Raw genomic sequence first — 16,184 nt, 5'->3', positions numbered from 1 at the left:
CGAAGGCGCGGGCCACGGCGTCACGGCTTCTTCTTCGCCGTCGACTTCGTGCTTGTCTTCGAGGACGACGTCGACTTCGTCGCGCTCGATTTGGTGCTCGACCTGGCGCTCGTGCCATGGCTGGACTTGGCCGTGGCCTTGCCTTTCTTGGCCTTGCCGCGGCTCGACGAACCCGTCGCGACGGCCGGTGCCGCCGCCGGTTCGCTGATCGTATCGCCATTGCTGTCGAGCAATTCGTACGCGAGCATCATCCCGTCGCTGTAACCGCACCGCACCTTCACGGGCTGCCATTGCGCCTCGCCCTGGCGCTTGTGCGCGCTGGCGGTGAACGTGACGACCGATGTCACGGGTACCGCCTGCTTGCCGGGCGAGAACCGCCCATTCCACGCTTCCACCGTGGCCGCGTTCGCGGCGAGCGCACCGGTGGGAATCTTCAGGGCATCGAACGTCGGCGACCGAGGCACGACCCAGCTGGCATGCGCGGCGCAATCGGCCACGTCGGGCGCGGCGTTGTCGGTCTTCATCAATTGCTCGCGCATCTGCGAGCGGTACTCGGCCAGGCTCACGCGTCCCTTGTCGGGCAAGGTCACGGTCTTGGTCGGCGTTTTGGCGCCGGAGGCCGGCGGCGAGCCGGGGCGGTTGGAAGGCGGCGCCATGGCGGAACCGGAGGTGCCGGCAGCGGCGGCGGAAGGCAAAGCGGGCGTTGCGGCGGGCGCTGCGGGACGGGGCGCGGCGCTGGCGCTCGGGGCGGGCGTCGCGGAAGCATCGGTCTGGTCCGACGGCGTGGTGGCGCATCCGGCCGCCACGATTGCCCCGGCCACCGCGGCAGTCAGCATGCGGAGCCGGGTGCCTAGCAGGTGGGTAAACATTCGGATCACGGAATCTGTTTGCTGGCGTCAGCAAAGGGATTGGCAAAGGACTGCCATGATAGAGGATGCCGCCGCCGGAAAGTTCGTAAATGTTGTTACCCTTCCTTTTGCGTACCCATGGCGGATACGCATAGCGGGTGCGATCGTCGCGTATCGACGCGCATCTCGCGGCAATGCGAAGGTGGCGCTCACGTGGAGAGGCCCGTGATGCCGTGCGCCGATACCAGACGGCGCGAGGCGCGCGCAAGAGAGAAAAAACCCCGTGAGGCGTCGACGAGACGATTCGTTTGCACGATCGCGTCGACATCCGCACGGGGTTCGCGGGCCGGGGAGGGGCCCGGTTGCCGGCTACCGATTGCTATCTACGATTTGAGCGAGAAGCGCGCGAGGTCGTCCATCAACGCTTCCAGATTGCGCCGCAGCGTGCCGAAGCCCGCGTTGTGCGCCAGTCCGGCTTCATCCATGTAGAGCTTGCGATTGACCTCGAGTTGCAGGCTGTGACGGTTCTCCTGCGGCCGGCCCAGCACGCGCACGATTTCCACGCCCTTGTACGGGTGGTTGCGCCACACGTCGTAGCCCATGTCCTTCAGCAGGCCTTCCACGCGGTCCGTGAACCGCTTGTCGCACGTGGTGCCGTCGCGGTCGCCGACCACGAAGTCCGGATGCGCGATGCCGGGGTGTTCCGTCGCGTATTGCGCGGCCTGGCTCGGCATCGAGTGGCAGTTGATGTGGAACATGTGGCCATGGCGGGCGACCGCCGCATCCGACAGCTTTTGCAGCTGCGCGTAGTACGGCACGTAGTAGTCGCGGATGCGAGCCTGCACTTCGGCGACCGACAGCTTGCGCGCATAGAGCGGCTCGCCGGTGTCGAGCACGCGCCAGACCAGTCCCTTGCCGAGCCGCGTCTTCGAGGTTTCCTGCTTCGCGTCGGGCCATGCCGCGTCCAGCAGTTTCTCGTCGATCTCCTCGAGGCCGCGGTTGGCATCGAGGTAGCTGCGCGGGAAGCCCGCGCACAGCAGCGGAATGCCGCGCGCCGGGGCGCCGGCGTAGAGCTCGTCCACGAACGTGTCCTCGGCCTGCCGCAGCAGCGGCAGCGGGAGGCCCGCGTCGTAGCCGAAATCGGCGGGGTACTGCGTGCAGCTATGCGGCGAGTCCAGGAACAGCGCACCGCAGTCGCCCGCGGGCATATGCAGCTGATACGGTGCCTGGGGCGCCGATCGGTCGGTATCCGTCATGAGGCAATCCGTCAGGCGATCAGTCGAGCGAGATCTTGGCAGCGGCGGCCACGCGCTTGTTCTTGGCCACTTCGCTCGAGATCTGCGCGGCGAAGTGGGCAGGCGTGTCGCCCACCGGCGTTGCGCCCAGTTCCTCGAACTTCTTCTTCACTTCCGGCAGCGCCAGCACCTTCACGGCCGCGGCGTTCAGCTTCGCCTGGATGTCCGCGGGCAGCTTGGCCGGCGCGATCAGGCCGAACCATGCGGAGTCGTTGACTTCGCCGAGGCCCAGTTCCGCGAACGTCGGCACGTCCGGCAGTGCCGCGACGCGCTTCGGCGATGCCACGGCGAGGGCGCGCAGCTTGCCGCTCTTGATGAACGGCAGCGACGACGGCAGGTTGTCGAACAGTACCTGCACCTGGCCGGCCAGCGCGTCATTGAGCGCCGGGCCCACGCCCTTGTACGGCACGTGCAGCAGTTCGGTCTTGCTGCTCATCTTGAACAGCTCGCCCATCATGTGCGACACGCTGCCATTGCCGGCGGACCCGTAGGCGATCTTGTTCGGCTCGGACTTGGCCAGCGCGATGAACGCCTTCATGTCGTTGGCCTTGACGGCCGGGTTCACGCTCATCACGTTCGGCACCGACGCCAGGTTCGTGATCGTGGTGAAGTCCTTGGTCGCGTCGTACGACAGCTTCGGGTACACGGCCGGGTTGATGCCATGCGTGGAGGCCGTGGCGATACCCAGCGTGTAGCCGTCGGGCGCGGCCTTGGACAGGTACGCGGTGCCGATGCTGCCGCCGGCGCCGCCGCGGTTATCGACGACCACGGCCTGGCCCAGTTCCTGGCCGAGCTTGTCGGCGACGATGCGCGCGACGATATCGGTGGTGCCACCGGCCGGGAACGGCACGACGAGCGAGATCGGCTTGGTCGGGTACGAGCCTTGCGCGAAGGCGGGCAGGGCGAGACCGCCAACGGCGGTGGCGGCGGCGGCAACAGCGAAGGCGCGAAGCAGAGGACGGCGTTGCATGAGAACGGTTCCGTTTGAAATTGGCGAGGATTGAGGATCGACGTCTGTTGGGACCGACCGTCGTTTATCGGGCTCTGCGTAAATGTCTGTGTTTGCGTGCAATTTTGCGTCCCTCGCACGCGGCATGCAAACGATTTAAAATCCCGGGGTCATTCCAATTGGTATTGAACCGAGGAGTCGTATGCGGCGCTTATGCCCGTCGATGACGGAGCTGCAGGCGTTCGAGGCTGCCGCCCGGCATAACAGCTTCACGCTTGCCGCGCGGGAACTCCATGTCACGCAGGGCGCCGTCAGCAAGCAGGTGCGGAGCCTGGAGGCATTCCTTGGCGTCGAACTGTTCGAGCGCGTGCGCCAGCGGCTGCTGCTGACCAGCGCCGGGGAGCGCTATCTCGAACGTATTCGCCCGAGCCTCAACGAGATCGAGGCCGCCAGCGTCGAACTGATCGCGCGCAAGGGGCGGGGCGGCATTCTCCATATCGCGAGCATGCCGACGCTCGGCGCCAAGTGGCTGATTCCGCGGCTGCCGCAATTCTTCACGCGGCACCCCGAAGTCACGCTCGAGTTCGTGCCGCACGCGCAGGGCTACGATTTCTCCGAGCCCGATCTCGATGCGGCGATCCGCTTCGGCGATGGCGTCTGGCCGGGCAGCCTTGCCGACTACATCACGGGGCGCGAGGTCGTGCCCGTATGTCGCCCGGGTCTGATGGGTGGAGAGCGCGATGGCATCGCGGACGCGCCCGAGACGTTGCTCCGTTACCCGCTGCTGCACCATACGACGGTGCCCGAGGCATGGCCCGACTGGCTGTCCGAACTCGGCGTGTCCACGCGGCAGGCATGGAGCGGCGCGCGCTTCGATCAGTTCTCGCTGCTCACGCAGGCCGCGGTTTCGGGCCTCGGCATCGCGCTGATTCCGCGCTGCCTGATCGAGGAGGAACTGTCGACGGGCGCGCTTGTGATTGCGCACCCCGCGCACGTGCTGGCAAAGAAGGGGTATTACCTTTGCTATCCGGAACAGAAGGCCCATATGCCAGCGCTGCAGATTTTCCGCGCGTGGCTCATGGAAAGCTGACCGCTTCGCCGTTATTTCGTCAGTACCCGCATCGCCTGCTCGAGCCCCGCGATCGTCACCGGATACATGCGAGACTTCATGATCTGGCTGATCACGGTGATCGACTGCCGGTACTGCCAGAGGCCTTCCGGCTCCGGATTGAGCCATACGAAATGCGGAAACTGCTCGATCAGCCGGTTGAGCCAGACCGCGCCCGCCTCGGGATTGTTGTATTCGACCGAGCCCCCGGGCTGCAGGATCTCGTAAGGGCTCATCGTCGCGTCGCCGACGAAGATCACCTTGTAGTCGGCCGTGTACTTGTGGATCAGATCCCACGTGGAGATCTTTTCCGCATGGCGGCGCCGGTTGTTCTTCCACACGTGGTCGTACACGCAGTTGTGGAAGTAGAAATACTCGAGGTGCTTGAACTCGGTCTTGGTCGCGGAGAACAGTTCCTCCACGCGCTTGATGTGATCGTCCATCGAGCCGCCGACGTCCATCAGCATCAGCACCTTGACCTTGTTGTGCCGCTCGGGCCGCAGCTTGATGTCGAGCAGGCCCGCATTGGCCGCGGTGGAGTGGATCGTGTCGTCGAGATCGAGCTCGGTGTCCGCGCCTTCGCGCGCGAACCGCCGCAGCCGGCGCAATGCCACCTTGATATTGCGCGTGCCAAGCTCGACCGAGTCGTCGTAGTCCTTGTACGCGCGCGCTTCCCATACCTTGATCGCCGTGCGGTTGCCCTTGGACGGCCCGCCGATGCGAATGCCTTCGGGGTTGTATCCCCCATGTCCGAACGGCGACGTGCCGCCCGTGCCGATCCACTTGCTGCCGCCCTCGTGCTTTTCCTTCTGCTCCTCGAGCAGCTGCTTGAGCCGCTCCATGAGCTTGTCGAGCCCGCCCATGGCCTCGACCTTCGCGCGCTCCTCGGGCGAGAGCTCGCGCTCGAGCGTCTTCTGCAGCCAGTCGAGCGGAATGTCGCTCTTCCAGTCGACGAGGTTCTCCACCCCCTGGAAGTAGGCCGCGAACGTCTGGTCGAACTTGTCGAAGTGCTTCTCGTCCTTGACCAGCGTCATGCGCGACAGGTAGTAGAACTCGTCGATCGAGGGCGAGATGACCTGCGCGCGCAGCGCTTCCAGCATGGTCAGGTACTCCTTGACCGAAACCGGCAGCTTGGCGTGGCGCAGCGAGAAGAAGAAGTCGATCAGCATCGTGGCCTCCGGGGGAGCGCGGCGGACGTCCTCAGCGCGGACGCGCCAGCTGGAACTGCAGGTGCGACCGCACCATCGGCCATTCGCTGGCGATGATCGAGAACACCACGGTATCCCGCAGCGAACCGTCGGGCAGTCGCTGGTGGCTGCGCAGCACGCCATCCTGCTTGGCGCCCAGGCGCGCGATCGCGGCACGGCTCTGGTGGTTCATCCAGTGCGTGCGGAATTCCACGGCGATGCAGTGGCGCTTGTCGAACGCGTAGCCCAGCAGCATGAGCTTGCATTCGGTATTCAGCGGACCGCGCTGGACGCGGCGCGCATACCACGTGGAGCCGATTTCCACGCGGCGATGGGTCGCGTCGATGTTCATGAAGTTGGTCATGCCCACCACGTCGCCCGTGTGGTTGCAGCGAACCGCGAACGGCTGCCACAGGTCCTGCTCCTGCAGCGCCAGGCGGCGCCTGATCTCGCCCTCCATGGCGTCGGGCGCGGGTACGGCCGTATACCAGAGCTTCCAGAGCTCGCCATCGGCGACGGCTTCCGCGAGGCCCGCCGCGTGCGCGGTAGAAAGCGGTTCCAGCGTGGCGTGGCGGCCGACCAGCGTGGTCGGCTGAACGAAGGCAGTGGTCGTCATGGAAGGATCAGCGGTTGGAGCGGTTCATGAACACGAGGCGCTCGAACAGGTGCACGTCCTGTTCGTTCTTGAGCAGGGCGCCATGCAGCGGCGGAATCGCGGCCTTGCGGTCGGGGCTGCGCAGTGCCTCGGCCGGAATGTCCTCGGCCATCAGCAGCTTGAGCCAGTCGATCAGCTCGGATGTGGACGGCTTCTTCTTGAGGCCCGGCAGGTTGCGCATCTCGTAGAACGCGTCGAGCGCGGCGGCGACCAGCTCGCGCTTGATGCCGGGGTAGTGCACATCGACGATGCGCTGCATCGTGTCCGCATCCGGGAACTTGATGTAGTGGAAGAAGCAGCGGCGCAGGAACGCGTCGGGCAGCTCCTTCTCGTTGTTCGACGTGATGATCACGAGCGGACGATGGCGCGCGCGCACGATCTCGCGCGTCTCGTACACGTAGAACTCCATGCGGTCCAGCTCGCGCAGCAGGTCGTTCGGGAATTCGATATCGGCCTTGTCGATCTCGTCGATCAGCAGCACGACCTGCTCGTCGGCCTCGAACGCCTGCCAGAGCACGCCCTTGACGATGTAGTTGCGGATATCGTGCACGCGGTCGTCGCCGAGCTGGGAATCGCGCAGGCGCGACACCGCGTCGTACTCGTACAGGCCCTGCTGCGCCTTGGTGGTCGACTTGATGTGCCATTGCAACAACGGCATGCCGAGCGCGGCGGCGACTTCCTCGGCGAGCATGGTCTTGCCGGTGCCCGGCTCGCCCTTGATCAGCAGCGGCCGCTGGAGCGTGCGCGCGGCATTGACGGCGAGCTTGAGGTCGTCGGTGGCGACGTACTGGTCGCTACCCTCGAAGCGGGCGGTATTCGGGGAAGGGCTGGCGGGACTGGCGTTATCGGACATGAGGCGGCAACCTGTGAGCGGATATGGCGACATTAACGGCCGGAATGGGCCAGTATAAGAGCGTTTCCGGCTCGTGTCCGATGTGCGCCACTCCGGCTGGACCGCCATGCGACTGCTGCGGTACAATGCGCCGGTTTGACGCGCGCCGCAAGAGCCGTTGCAACGCCCACTCGCCTGGAGACAACACACAAAGAGCGAGAGAACCAGCGAGGAAACCGACGACGTCCGCGCGTCCGCACGGTTTAACACTTCCCCTATCATCAAAGACAATGAAAAAGTTCCTCACGATGGTGGTGTTGGGCGCGGCCGCAATGACCGCGCAGGCCCAGGAAGTCAAGGGCAACGCTGGCGCCGCCAAGGACAAGGTCGCGATGTGCATCGGTTGCCATGGCATTCCCGGTTACCGTGCCTCGTTCCCGGAGACCTATGAAGTGCCCATGCTCGGCGGCCAGAGCGCCAAGTACATCGAAAATGCGCTGCACGGGTACAAGAAGGGCGAACGCAAGCATCCGACGATGCGCGGCATCGCCGACTCGCTGACCGATCAGGACATCGCCAATCTGGCTGCGTACTACTCGCAGCAGAACGCCGAGACCAAGACCAACCCCCTGAAGTAAAAGGCGCGAGATCATGACGACGAACAAGACGCTTTCGATCGTGGCCGCCGCCTTTGTGGCCGCCGCATGGATGCAGACGGCCGCCGCGGCCGATATCGCCGCCGGCCGCGCGCTGGTGGAGAAGGGGGGCTGCGTGGCCTGCCATGGCGCCGGGCTCAACAAGCCGATCGCGCCCGATTATCCGAAGCTGGCCGGCCAGCACGCCGACTACCTGTATCACGCGATGGCGGCCTACCAGACCAGCGGCAATCTGCTGGTCGGGCGCACCAATGCCATCATGGCGGGCCAGATGAACGCCAATCCGGCGGTCACGGGCAAGGACGGCAAGCCGCGTCCGTTCACGCGCCAGGAACTGAAGGACATCGCCGCGTACATCGATTCGCTGCCGGGCGATCTCGTCCTGAAGAAGTAACGCGGGCCGGTAACACCCCCCTCGTCTGGCGAGAGGGGTGTTCACCTCAGTTGCCGCTGCCCGTCGCGAGGCGGCGCGCCTTCACGGCATTCGCCAGTCCTTCCAGCACACCCGTCGAATCGTCCCAGCCAATGCACGCGTCGGTCACCGACTGGCCGTAGCAGAGGTTCTCCACGGGGGTCCCCTGCACGTGGTCCTGACGGCCGGCCACGAGGTGCGATTCCACCATCACGCCGATGATGCGCTGGTCGCCGCCCGCCACCTGGCGGCCGATGTCCTCGCAGACCGGAATCTGGTTCTCGTGCTTCTTGCTGCTGTTGGCATGGGAGGCGTCGATCATCACGCGCGGCGCGAGGCCGGCCTTCGAGACGGCTTCGCATGCTTCCTGCACGCTGGCCGCATCGTAGTTCGGTGCCTTGCCACCGCGCAGGATGATGTGGCAGTCCTCGTTGCCCGAGGTCGATACGATCGCCGAGTGGCCGCCCTTGGTCACCGACAGGAAATGGTGCGGCTGCGAGGCGGCCTTGATCGCGTCCACCGCGATCTTGACGTTGCCGTCCGTGCCATTCTTGAAACCCACGGGGCACGACAGGCCCGACGCGAGTTCGCGGTGCACCTGCGACTCCGTCGTGCGCGCGCCGATCGCGCCCCAGCTCACGAGGTCGGCGATGTACTGCGGGCTGATCATGTCCAGGTACTCGGTGCCCGTCGGCAGGCCGAGTTCGGCGATGTTCAGCAGCAGTTCGCGCGCGGTGCGCAGGCCGTCGTTGATCTTGAAGCTGCCGTCCATGTGCGGGTCGTTGATCAGGCCCTTCCAGCCCACGGTCGTGCGCGGCTTCTCGAAATAGACGCGCATCACGATCTCGAGCTCGTTCTTGTAGCGGTCGCGCTGCGCCTTGAGCAGGTTCGCATATTCGAGCGCCGCGCGCGTGTCATGGATCGAGCAGGGTCCGATGATCACGATCAGACGGTCGTCCATGCCGTGCAGGATGCGATGCATCGACTGCCGGGCGTGATAGATCACGTCGGAGGCCGATTCCGACAGCGCGAATTCGCGGATCAGGTGCGCGGGCGGCACGAGTTCCTTGAGTTCGCGAATACGCAGGTCGTCGGTGTTCTTCAGCATGATGGCTCCGGATCGGTCTTGATTGTGGGGTAATGGTGTTGCGAAAAAATTTCGGCAATAAAAAAAGCCGCCAGGGTCGCTGGCGGCTTTTTTCAGAATTTCGGGTACTTACAGCTGTCCCTCTCCATCCGCCAGCGGTGCGAGATCGCTAAAAAAGTAAAAATAAAACTTGGCGGACATGGCGGAAAAAGTTCGGCTGAGGTCAGCTTGTTTCAGTTTCAGGAAAACGCAGAGGCTTTTATGTCGCGGCAATCTTGGTCAAGGCATAAAATTGCGCGCCAGCGGCGGAACTACGGACCGCGAAACGTGGCGCTTGCACGACGAAGCATCTTTATATCCCTTTTCGAAAACGTTGGCAAGCGAGCCATGACTATCGCGCCGATAGCCATGGCCGTGCCGCCGGCGCGTCAGGCCGTGCCGCCCACCGTCATGTTCTCGATACGCAGCGTCGGCTGGCCCACGCCCACGGGCACGCTCTGGCCTTCCTTGCCGCAGACGCCCACGCCCGAGTCCAGGCGCATGTCGTTGCCGATCATGGTCACGTCCTTGAGCGACTCGGGGCCATTGCCGACCAGCGTCGCGCCCTTGACCGGGTACGTGATCTTGCCGTCCTCGATCATGTAGGCCTCGCTGGCCGAGAACACGAACTTGCCGTTCGTGATATCGACCTGGCCGCCGCCGAAGTTCACCGCGTACAGGCCGCGCTTGACGCTCGCGATGATCTCCTGCGGGTCGCGGTCGCCGTTGAGCATGTACGTGTTGGTCATGCGCGGCATCGGCAGCGCGGCATAGCTTTCGCGGCGCGCGTTGCCCGTCACCGGCATCTTCATCAGGCGCGCGTTCAGCGTGTCCTGGATATAACCGCGCAGGATGCCGTCCTCGATCAGCGTCGTGCACTGGGTCGGATTGCCCTCGTCGTCGAGGTTCAGCGAACCGCGGCGGTTGGCCAGCGTGCCGTCATCGACCACGGTCACGCCCTTGGCGGCCACGCGCTCGCCCATGCGGCCCGCGAAGGCCGACGAGCCCTTGCGGTTGAAGTCGCCTTCGAGGCCATGGCCCACCGCCTCGTGCAGCAGCACGCCGGGCCAGCCCGGTCCGAGCACGACGGTCATCGCGCCGGCCGGGGCAGGGCGCGCTTCCAGGTTCACCAGCGCGGAGCTGACGGCTTCGTCCACGTACTTGCGCAGCAGTTCGTCGGTGAAGTAGCCGTAGGCATAGCGGCCACCGCCGCCCGACGAGCCGATCTCGCGGCGGCCGTTCTGCTCGGCGATCACGGTCACCGAGACGCGCACCAATGGGCGCACGTCCGCGGCGATCACGCCATCGCTGCGCGCCACCAGCACCACGTCGTACTCGCCGGCGAGGCCGGCCATCACCTGCACCACGCGCGGGTCTTTCGCGCGGGCCATCTTCTCGATGCGCTCGAGCAGCGCCACCTTCTCGGTCGCGGTCATCGAGTCGAGCGGGTCGTTCGGCGTGTAGAGATCGCGGCCCCCCTGCGAGGCGAGGGACTTGGCCACCTTGACGCGGCCGTTGCCGCTCTTGCCGATCGTGCGCGTGGCGGCCGCGGCCTGCGACAGCGCCGCCAGGCTGATGTCGTCCGAATACGCGAAGGCCGTCTTGTCGCCCGACACCGCGCGGACGCCCACGCCCTGGTCGATGCTGAAACTGCCCGATTTCACGATGCCTTCCTCGAGGCTCCACGCTTCGTTGCGCGTGTACTGGAAGTACAGGTCCGCGTAATCGACCTTGTGCGTGAAGATATCGGCCAGCACGCGCTGCAGCGTCGCCTCGTCGAGGTTGTACGGCGCCAGCAGGATCTGTTGCGCGGTAGCGAGGTTACGAATTCCGAGTTCGCCGGCGTTCATGTTCGTCCTTGTGTTCGTGTTTCTTTTTGGCTGCCAATGCCTGACATCCTACAGCACCCGGTGGCGCAATGCCGGCAGGTTCTGGCGGACCTCGGCCAGCCGGTCCGGATCGATGGTACCGCTCACCACGCCTTCGCCCTCGGGCAGCACGGCGAGCACTTCGCCCCAGGGATCGACGAGCATCGAGTGGCCCCAGGTGCGCCGGCCGTTCTCGTGCTTGCCGCCCTGCGCGGCCGCCAGCACATAGCACTGGTTTTCGATCGCGCGGGCGCGCAGCAGAATCTCCCAGTGCGCCTGTCCCGTCGTGTAGGTGAAGGCGGCAGGCATCAGAATCAAGCTCGTGCCGCCGCCGGCCGCGAGGCCGCGGTACAGCTCGGGAAAGCGCAGGTCGTAGCAGACCGACATCGCCACGCGGCCGCACGGGGCCTCGAACGATACGGGCTCGGTACCGGCGAGGATCGTGCGCGATTCGTCATAGCTTTCCGCGCCGCGCGTAAAGCCGAACAGGTGGATCTTGTCGTAGCGCGCGATGCGCTGGCCGCGCGGGTCGAACGCGAGCGACGTGTTGTAGACGCGGCCGTCGTCCCCGCATTGCAGGGGCAGGGTGCCGCCGACGAGCCATACGCGGTGCCGCCGCGCGGCATCGGCGAGAAAGCGCTGGATCGGTCCGTCGCCGTCGGCTTCGCGGATGGCCACCTTGTCGGTGTCGGCACGGCCCATGATGCAGAAGTACTCGGGCAGCAGCACGAGCTCCGCGCCGCCGCGCGCGGCTTCGGCGATGAGCGCGTCGGCGCGCGCGAGGTTGGCATCGACCGACGTGCCCGTGACGGTCTGCACGGCGGCGACCTTGAACGGGACGGCGCGAGGGGTATCGATGGCGGTCATGATCTTCCCTTTGACGGTGGCGTTGGCGGTTCGCTATCGCGGATACGCGCCCGAGCGATCCTGCACCGGCGCGGGGCGCGACTTGGCGTCGTCCACCTTGGTCACCTGCGGATCGGCCCACGAGCCCGTAATGCGGTAATGCTGCGTGAAGACCTTGGAGAACTCGTCGGCGAACAGCAGTTGCGCGGCCAGCGTGCCGATGCCGAGCACGGGGTTGATGAACGCGGCCGCCACCGACGTCGTGGCCGCGTTGATGCGCGGCACCACTTCCACGTCGAGGTCCTGCGTTTCGCGCAGCAGGTTCGCCGAGCCCGTCATCGACGCGTTCAGCTGGTTGCTCTTCATGCGGAACGATTCGATCGTGCCCACGCCGTTCTCGATCGTGCCATTGCCGCTGATGTCGTCGAACACCGTGCCGCGGCTCGTCACGCTGCGGAAGTCGAGCGTCGCGAAGCGCAGCAGGCTCTGCAGGCTCAGCACGCCGAGCAGCCGCGCCGCGCCCGGATCCACGCTGAGGATCTGGCCGTTCTCGAGGTGCAGCGCGAGCTTGCCGGACAGCGACGGATAGTCGATGGACAGCGGCGAGCCCTTCCAGTACACGCGGCCTTCGAGCGAACCGTTGCCTTCGCGCAGGGTATGCGGCATGCCCATGCGGTCCAGCATCGCGCCCGCGTCGCGGATATCGAGCTTGAAGTTGAGCAGCGTGCGGCGCGCGCTCGCGTCGGCGCTGGCCGCATTGTTGTCGCGCAGCCGGCGCGGCAGGCGCCACGTGCCGTTGCCCGTGAACGTGCCGCCGGGTTGCTCGATCGTCAGCTTGTCGAGCGTCCATACCGAGTCCGCGTTCTCGATCGCGGTATGCGCGCGCAGCTCGACCTTGCCGTAGTCGCGCCCATGCAGCACGAACTGTTCGGCAACGAGGTCGATGGCCGGCAGTTCGTCGATATTGCTCGCCATCGCGTCGGTCATGTGGCCGTCGTCGCTGGCGTCGGGAACGTCGAGCCGTGCCAGGCGGACGTTCACCGCGCCGGCGGGCGAGTTCGCGTCGCGGCGCCATTGCGCGGTGCCGTTGACCTGCTTCGACGCGATCTTCATGTCCCAGCCGGTCCGCGCGCGGTCGGCGTCGAACGTCACGTCGTCGAGGTTGCGGCCGAACGCATCGACCGTGCGCGCGCGGACGGTCACGCGCTCGGGCAGGAACGGCGAGCTGCGATCGACGCGGCCGCCCGGGGCGGGCGACTCGCTGCCCCCGGTCGTATCGAACAGGCTGCGCCATCTGGCGAGATCGATACGGTCCGCGGTGAACGCCGCCACCACGCCGCTGGCCGGCTGCGGCGCGGGCTGCTGCAGGCCGATGCCGCCCGAGATGACTTCCGGCGTGTCGCCGCGATGTAGCACGTAGCGGACGTTGAGCGCGTTGCCGTACTGGACGAGCATTTCGTCGGGCGCGTTCGCGTTCACCGTGCCGCTCGCCGCCAGCGGCCGCAGTTCGGCGCGCAGCGGCACATCCTGCGCGGCGCTCTTGGCCAGCGGCGCGGGCAGGTCCACGGCCATGCCGTTGAGGTCCGTCGCCACCTGTACCTGCAGGCGCTTGTCGCGCACGCCGACCACCGCGCTGTAGGGCGTGGCACCCTCGATCCGCGCACCGAACGCCGCCAGCGACGTCGATGCCAGCGCGTCGCGGATGCCGGCCGCGGATGCGGTGCCGCCGATCGTCACGCGCGTGCTCTTGTCGGGCAGCGTGCCGCCGCCGAGCCGCGCTTCGCCGCCGATAAAGCGGCCCCGCATGTTGTCGAGCCGGAACCCGTGCTCGTTGAACGCGATGGTACCCGTGGCATTGCCCATCGGCGGCAGATCGGGCATCAGCACGATGTCGTTGCCGGGGAAGCGGAATTGCCCTTCGACCTTCGAGTCCACCGCGTGGTCCAGCGGCATGTCGAGCTTGAGCTTTAGTTCGCCATTGCCCTGGCCCCTGGCTTCGTCGGTCACGCCGCCGATCCAGCCGCGCACCGGGCTGGCCGCGACATAGCGCAGGAATGCGGCCAGCGAACCCTGGCCCGTGCCCTCGACCCCGAGACGGCCGGTCTCGCTGAGGTCGTCGATCTGCCCATTGACGTCGTGCAGCGCGACACCCGGAATGTCCTGCACCGCCGCGCGCTTGATCGCGAACGACATCGCATTGCGCTGGAACACGAGGTGGCCGTCGATCTCGCTGAAATCGGGCCAGGCCTTGCCGCCCGTGGGGCCGGACTCGTGCGGCGCCACCTGATAGCTCACGCGGTGCAGCGGCACGTCCACGCGGAAGTCGCCGGCCTTCTCGAACGGCGCGTGGAACGGAAAGTGGAAGAGGTCGCCGCGCAGGACGAACTTGACGTCGGAGGCGTCGCCGCCGACCAGCGCGCCGGCCAAATACTGCCGCGTGTGCGGCATGGACATCGGCAGGTAGCGCACCACGCGGGCCGCCTGCACGCGCGCGAGTTCGCCCGACATGTCGGCGATGCCGCTCGCGCCGTCGCCGCCCGCGCGCCAGCTGCCGCGCACGGTGCCCGCCACGTCGGGGTTGGCAAAGCGCAGCCCCTCGGTGCGGATGACGAGCTTGTCCTGTTCGTGCGTCCAGCGGACTTCGCCCGCGAGTTCGTCGAACGGCACGCGCGGGTCTTCGAACAGGCCCGGGAGGATCAGCGTCGCGCCCGCGCTGTCCACGCGCGCGGTGCCCTGGCGGTCATCGAAGCTGAAGCTGCCGGACAGCCGCGCGAACCCCGGGGTGCCCACGCGCGGATGGCCGTCGGCCGACAACGCCGGCACGGCGGGCTGGCCATTGACCGAGACACCGCGCAGCGTGCCCTGGACCGTGTAGTGGGGCTCGCGCGGCCGGCTGTCGAGCAGGCCGGGGCGCTCGTGCGCCCAGGCGACGTCGAGGTTGTCGATATGGCCGGCCGGCTGCAGCGCGCGCAGCTGGCGCAGCATCTCGGTGTCGATCGGCATCGAGGTGGCCAGCGCGCGCAGCGTGTTGAGGTCGAACGTCGGTGCCTTGAGCGCGAACTTGCGGAGCACGCCCTGCTTGTCGCGGTTCCAGTCGATGGTCACCTTGCGCATGCCTTCGCGCAGGCCGGGATCGCTGGCGCTGGGCGGGCCGGTAATGGGCTCGGCCTGCCATAGCAGCGTGTCGATGTTCAGCCGGTTGTTGCCGGCGCGGTCCGCGCTGTGGATCAGGTACGCCTGTGCGTTGGCGAGCTTGAGCGGGGCGGGCGCGCCCGTCAGCTGCAGGTCCACGGCGCCGGCGCGTAAGCGCGTCTGGCTGCGCTGGATATTGCCGGCGCGGAAGTCCACCGTGCCGCTGGTGCTGAAGGTGCCGCTGTCCACCTTGTCGAAGATCGGCAGGTAACGCTGCACGACCGGCAACTGCACCTGCGTGAAATCCCAGTCGGCCTGGCCATTCCAGTGCATCCAGTTGCCGGGGTCGTGCAGGTAGTCGTGGCGGAAGCTGGCCTGGACTACCAGCGGCTGCGGCGCCAGCGCGCCACTGCGCGCCTCCAGCCGCAGCGTATGGTGGCCGCCGTCGCGCAGCGCGCTGAAGTGGATATCGGCCACGTCGAGCTGCGGCAGGCCCGCGCGCTCGTCGAGCCAGCGCAGATGGCCGCTGGTCAGCTCGATGCTGCCCTGGCTCATTACCCAGTTCAGGAAGCGGTCGTCGCCGGCCGTGCTCGCGCGGGTCTCCACGGGCACGCCGGCCACCAGCAGCACGCCCTCGGGCGTCCGGCGGATCAGCACGTCGGTACCGCTGGCCCGGACGCTGGCGAACTGGAGGCTCAGCCCGGCCAGAGACTGCCAGGCCAGCGTGCCGTCCAGCGTGCCGGTCTCCAGCAGCACGCGCTGCTGGGCGTCCACGGCGCGCACGCCGCGCGCGCGAAAGGCCGGGTGCCAGCCTTCCCAGAACGTGTCGAGCTCGCCGATCGTGAACTGCGCGTGCAGCTCGGCGGAGGCGCGCTGTTCGAGCCATTTGCGGGCTTCGTGCGCCTGCGGCCACAGGATGAAGCGGACCAGCATGCCGATGGCGAGCGCCAGCACGGCGAGCAGCAGCGCCACCCGCAGTACCATGCGCAGCAGCCAGCGCCAGCAGGGATGGGTCGCCGCCGCGCGGAGCGCGTGCCAGAGATGGCGGGGCAGCGCGCGGAGGTAGTCTCGGACATGCGCGAGCCGGCCACCGGCGGAGGTCGGGGAAGGCGTATTCAAACCGGAAGCGTGAGGCGTTGCTGAGCGCGCGCCGGGCGCCGTCGGCGACGGCAGCACGGCGGCTGTGTTTTCGTTACCCCGGCTGCCCGGGCTGCCGGCACGCGCGGGGCTTGCGGAACCGTCGGCGGAGGCGGAGGGGCGGCTGGACATG

Annotated in this window: 13 protein-coding genes; 3 read left to right on the top strand and 10 right to left on the bottom strand. The window is 66.9% G+C overall.

The annotated features are described in order from the left end of the window. Nucleotides 1-20 precede the first annotated feature (20 nt). The 3 genes from FOB72_RS09620 to FOB72_RS09610 all read right to left on the bottom strand — a co-directional run bounded on the left by FOB72_RS09620 (nt 21) and on the right by FOB72_RS09610 (nt 3,113). Nucleotides 21-878, bottom strand: a complete 858-nt coding sequence (locus tag FOB72_RS09620; RefSeq protein ID WP_411859788.1) for a BspC domain-containing protein — start codon at nt 876-878, stop codon at nt 21-23. A gap of 353 nt (nt 879-1,231) precedes the next feature. Then, nucleotides 1,232-2,104, bottom strand: a complete 873-nt coding sequence (locus FOB72_RS09615) for an N-formylglutamate amidohydrolase (protein WP_150372302.1) — start codon at nt 2,102-2,104, stop codon at nt 1,232-1,234. A gap of 19 nt (nt 2,105-2,123) precedes the next feature. After that, a complete protein-coding gene (locus FOB72_RS09610; RefSeq protein WP_150372301.1) occupies nt 2,124-3,113 on the bottom strand; it encodes a Bug family tripartite tricarboxylate transporter substrate binding protein in 990 nt (329 codons plus the stop codon). Between the two features lie 181 nt (nt 3,114-3,294). Between FOB72_RS09610 and FOB72_RS09605 the strand changes: the two genes are divergently transcribed. Beyond that, the gene (locus FOB72_RS09605) at nt 3,295-4,182 is read left to right on the top strand and encodes a LysR family transcriptional regulator (RefSeq protein WP_150372300.1); all 888 of its coding nucleotides are present in this window, start codon (nt 3,295-3,297) and stop codon (nt 4,180-4,182) included. Between the two features lie 11 nt (nt 4,183-4,193). Here the strand turns inward: FOB72_RS09605 and FOB72_RS09600 are convergent, their stop codons facing one another. From FOB72_RS09600 to FOB72_RS09590, 3 genes are read right to left on the bottom strand one after another with little or no spacing between them, the layout of a single operon-like run. Next, the gene (locus FOB72_RS09600; protein WP_150372299.1) at nt 4,194-5,369 is read right to left on the bottom strand and encodes a vWA domain-containing protein; all 1,176 of its coding nucleotides are present in this window, start codon (nt 5,367-5,369) and stop codon (nt 4,194-4,196) included. Between the two features lie 31 nt (nt 5,370-5,400). Next, on the bottom strand, nt 5,401-6,003 hold the full coding sequence (locus FOB72_RS09595) for a GNAT family N-acetyltransferase (protein ID WP_150372298.1): 603 nt from the start codon (nt 6,001-6,003) through the stop codon (nt 5,401-5,403). Between the two features lie 7 nt (nt 6,004-6,010). After that, on the bottom strand, nt 6,011-6,895 hold the full coding sequence (locus FOB72_RS09590; RefSeq protein WP_150372297.1) for an AAA family ATPase: 885 nt from the start codon (nt 6,893-6,895) through the stop codon (nt 6,011-6,013). Between the two features lie 269 nt (nt 6,896-7,164). Here FOB72_RS09590 and FOB72_RS09585 point away from each other — a divergent pair, with 269 nt between their 5' ends. Both FOB72_RS09585 and FOB72_RS09580 read left to right on the top strand, forming a co-directional pair. Then, nucleotides 7,165-7,512: a c-type cytochrome gene (locus tag FOB72_RS09585; protein WP_150372296.1), complete on the top strand. Its 348-nt coding sequence runs from the start codon at nt 7,165-7,167 to the stop codon at nt 7,510-7,512. Nucleotides 7,513-7,582: 70 nt separating this feature from the next. Then, entirely contained in the window at nt 7,583-7,924 is a 342-nt protein-coding gene (locus tag FOB72_RS09580) for a c-type cytochrome (RefSeq protein WP_223851501.1), read from the top strand. Between the two features lie 46 nt (nt 7,925-7,970). Here the strand turns inward: FOB72_RS09580 and aroG are convergent, their stop codons facing one another. The 4 genes from aroG to FOB72_RS09560 all read right to left on the bottom strand — a co-directional run bounded on the left by aroG (nt 7,971) and on the right by FOB72_RS09560 (nt 16,183). Further along, nucleotides 7,971-9,050: a 3-deoxy-7-phosphoheptulonate synthase AroG gene (gene aroG, locus FOB72_RS09575; protein WP_150372294.1), complete on the bottom strand. Its 1,080-nt coding sequence runs from the start codon at nt 9,048-9,050 to the stop codon at nt 7,971-7,973. Between the two features lie 407 nt (nt 9,051-9,457). Further along, on the bottom strand, nt 9,458-10,918 hold the full coding sequence (gene tldD, locus FOB72_RS09570; protein WP_150372293.1) for a metalloprotease TldD: 1,461 nt from the start codon (nt 10,916-10,918) through the stop codon (nt 9,458-9,460). Between the two features lie 48 nt (nt 10,919-10,966). Further along, the gene (locus FOB72_RS09565; protein WP_150372292.1) at nt 10,967-11,803 is read right to left on the bottom strand and encodes a carbon-nitrogen hydrolase family protein; all 837 of its coding nucleotides are present in this window, start codon (nt 11,801-11,803) and stop codon (nt 10,967-10,969) included. 33 nt (nt 11,804-11,836) lie between these two features. Then, the gene (locus FOB72_RS09560) at nt 11,837-16,183 is read right to left on the bottom strand and encodes a YhdP family protein (RefSeq protein ID WP_150372291.1); all 4,347 of its coding nucleotides are present in this window, start codon (nt 16,181-16,183) and stop codon (nt 11,837-11,839) included. Nucleotide 16,184 lies beyond the last annotated feature (1 nt).

Origin of the sequence: Cupriavidus pauculus (assembly GCF_008693385.1) — a bacterium.
In the GTDB taxonomy this organism is placed as follows: Bacteria; Pseudomonadota; Gammaproteobacteria; order Burkholderiales; family Burkholderiaceae; genus Cupriavidus; species Cupriavidus pauculus_D.
This window is presented reverse-complemented; position numbering and strand designations above follow the sequence as displayed.

Coding starts and splice junctions, on each gene's coding strand:
- FOB72_RS09615 (WP_150372302.1), bottom strand. CDS start 2,104: ATGACGGATACCGACCGATCGGCGCCCCAGGCACCGTATCAGCTGCAT.
- FOB72_RS09610 (WP_150372301.1), bottom strand. CDS start 3,113: ATGCAACGCCGTCCTCTGCTTCGCGCCTTCGCTGTTGCCGCCGCCGCC.
- FOB72_RS09605 (WP_150372300.1), top strand. CDS start 3,295: ATGCGGCGCTTATGCCCGTCGATGACGGAGCTGCAGGCGTTCGAGGCT.
- FOB72_RS09600 (WP_150372299.1), bottom strand. CDS start 5,369: ATGCTGATCGACTTCTTCTTCTCGCTGCGCCACGCCAAGCTGCCGGTT.
- FOB72_RS09595 (WP_150372298.1), bottom strand. CDS start 6,003: ATGACGACCACTGCCTTCGTTCAGCCGACCACGCTGGTCGGCCGCCAC.
- FOB72_RS09590 (WP_150372297.1), bottom strand. CDS start 6,895: ATGTCCGATAACGCCAGTCCCGCCAGCCCTTCCCCGAATACCGCCCGC.
- FOB72_RS09585 (WP_150372296.1), top strand. CDS start 7,165: ATGAAAAAGTTCCTCACGATGGTGGTGTTGGGCGCGGCCGCAATGACC.
- FOB72_RS09580 (WP_223851501.1), top strand. CDS start 7,583: ATGCAGACGGCCGCCGCGGCCGATATCGCCGCCGGCCGCGCGCTGGTG.
- aroG (WP_150372294.1), bottom strand. CDS start 9,050: ATGCTGAAGAACACCGACGACCTGCGTATTCGCGAACTCAAGGAACTC.
- tldD (WP_150372293.1), bottom strand. CDS start 10,918: ATGAACGCCGGCGAACTCGGAATTCGTAACCTCGCTACCGCGCAACAG.
- FOB72_RS09565 (WP_150372292.1), bottom strand. CDS start 11,803: ATGACCGCCATCGATACCCCTCGCGCCGTCCCGTTCAAGGTCGCCGCC.
- FOB72_RS09560 (WP_150372291.1), bottom strand. CDS start 16,183: ATGTCCAGCCGCCCCTCCGCCTCCGCCGACGGTTCCGCAAGCCCCGCG.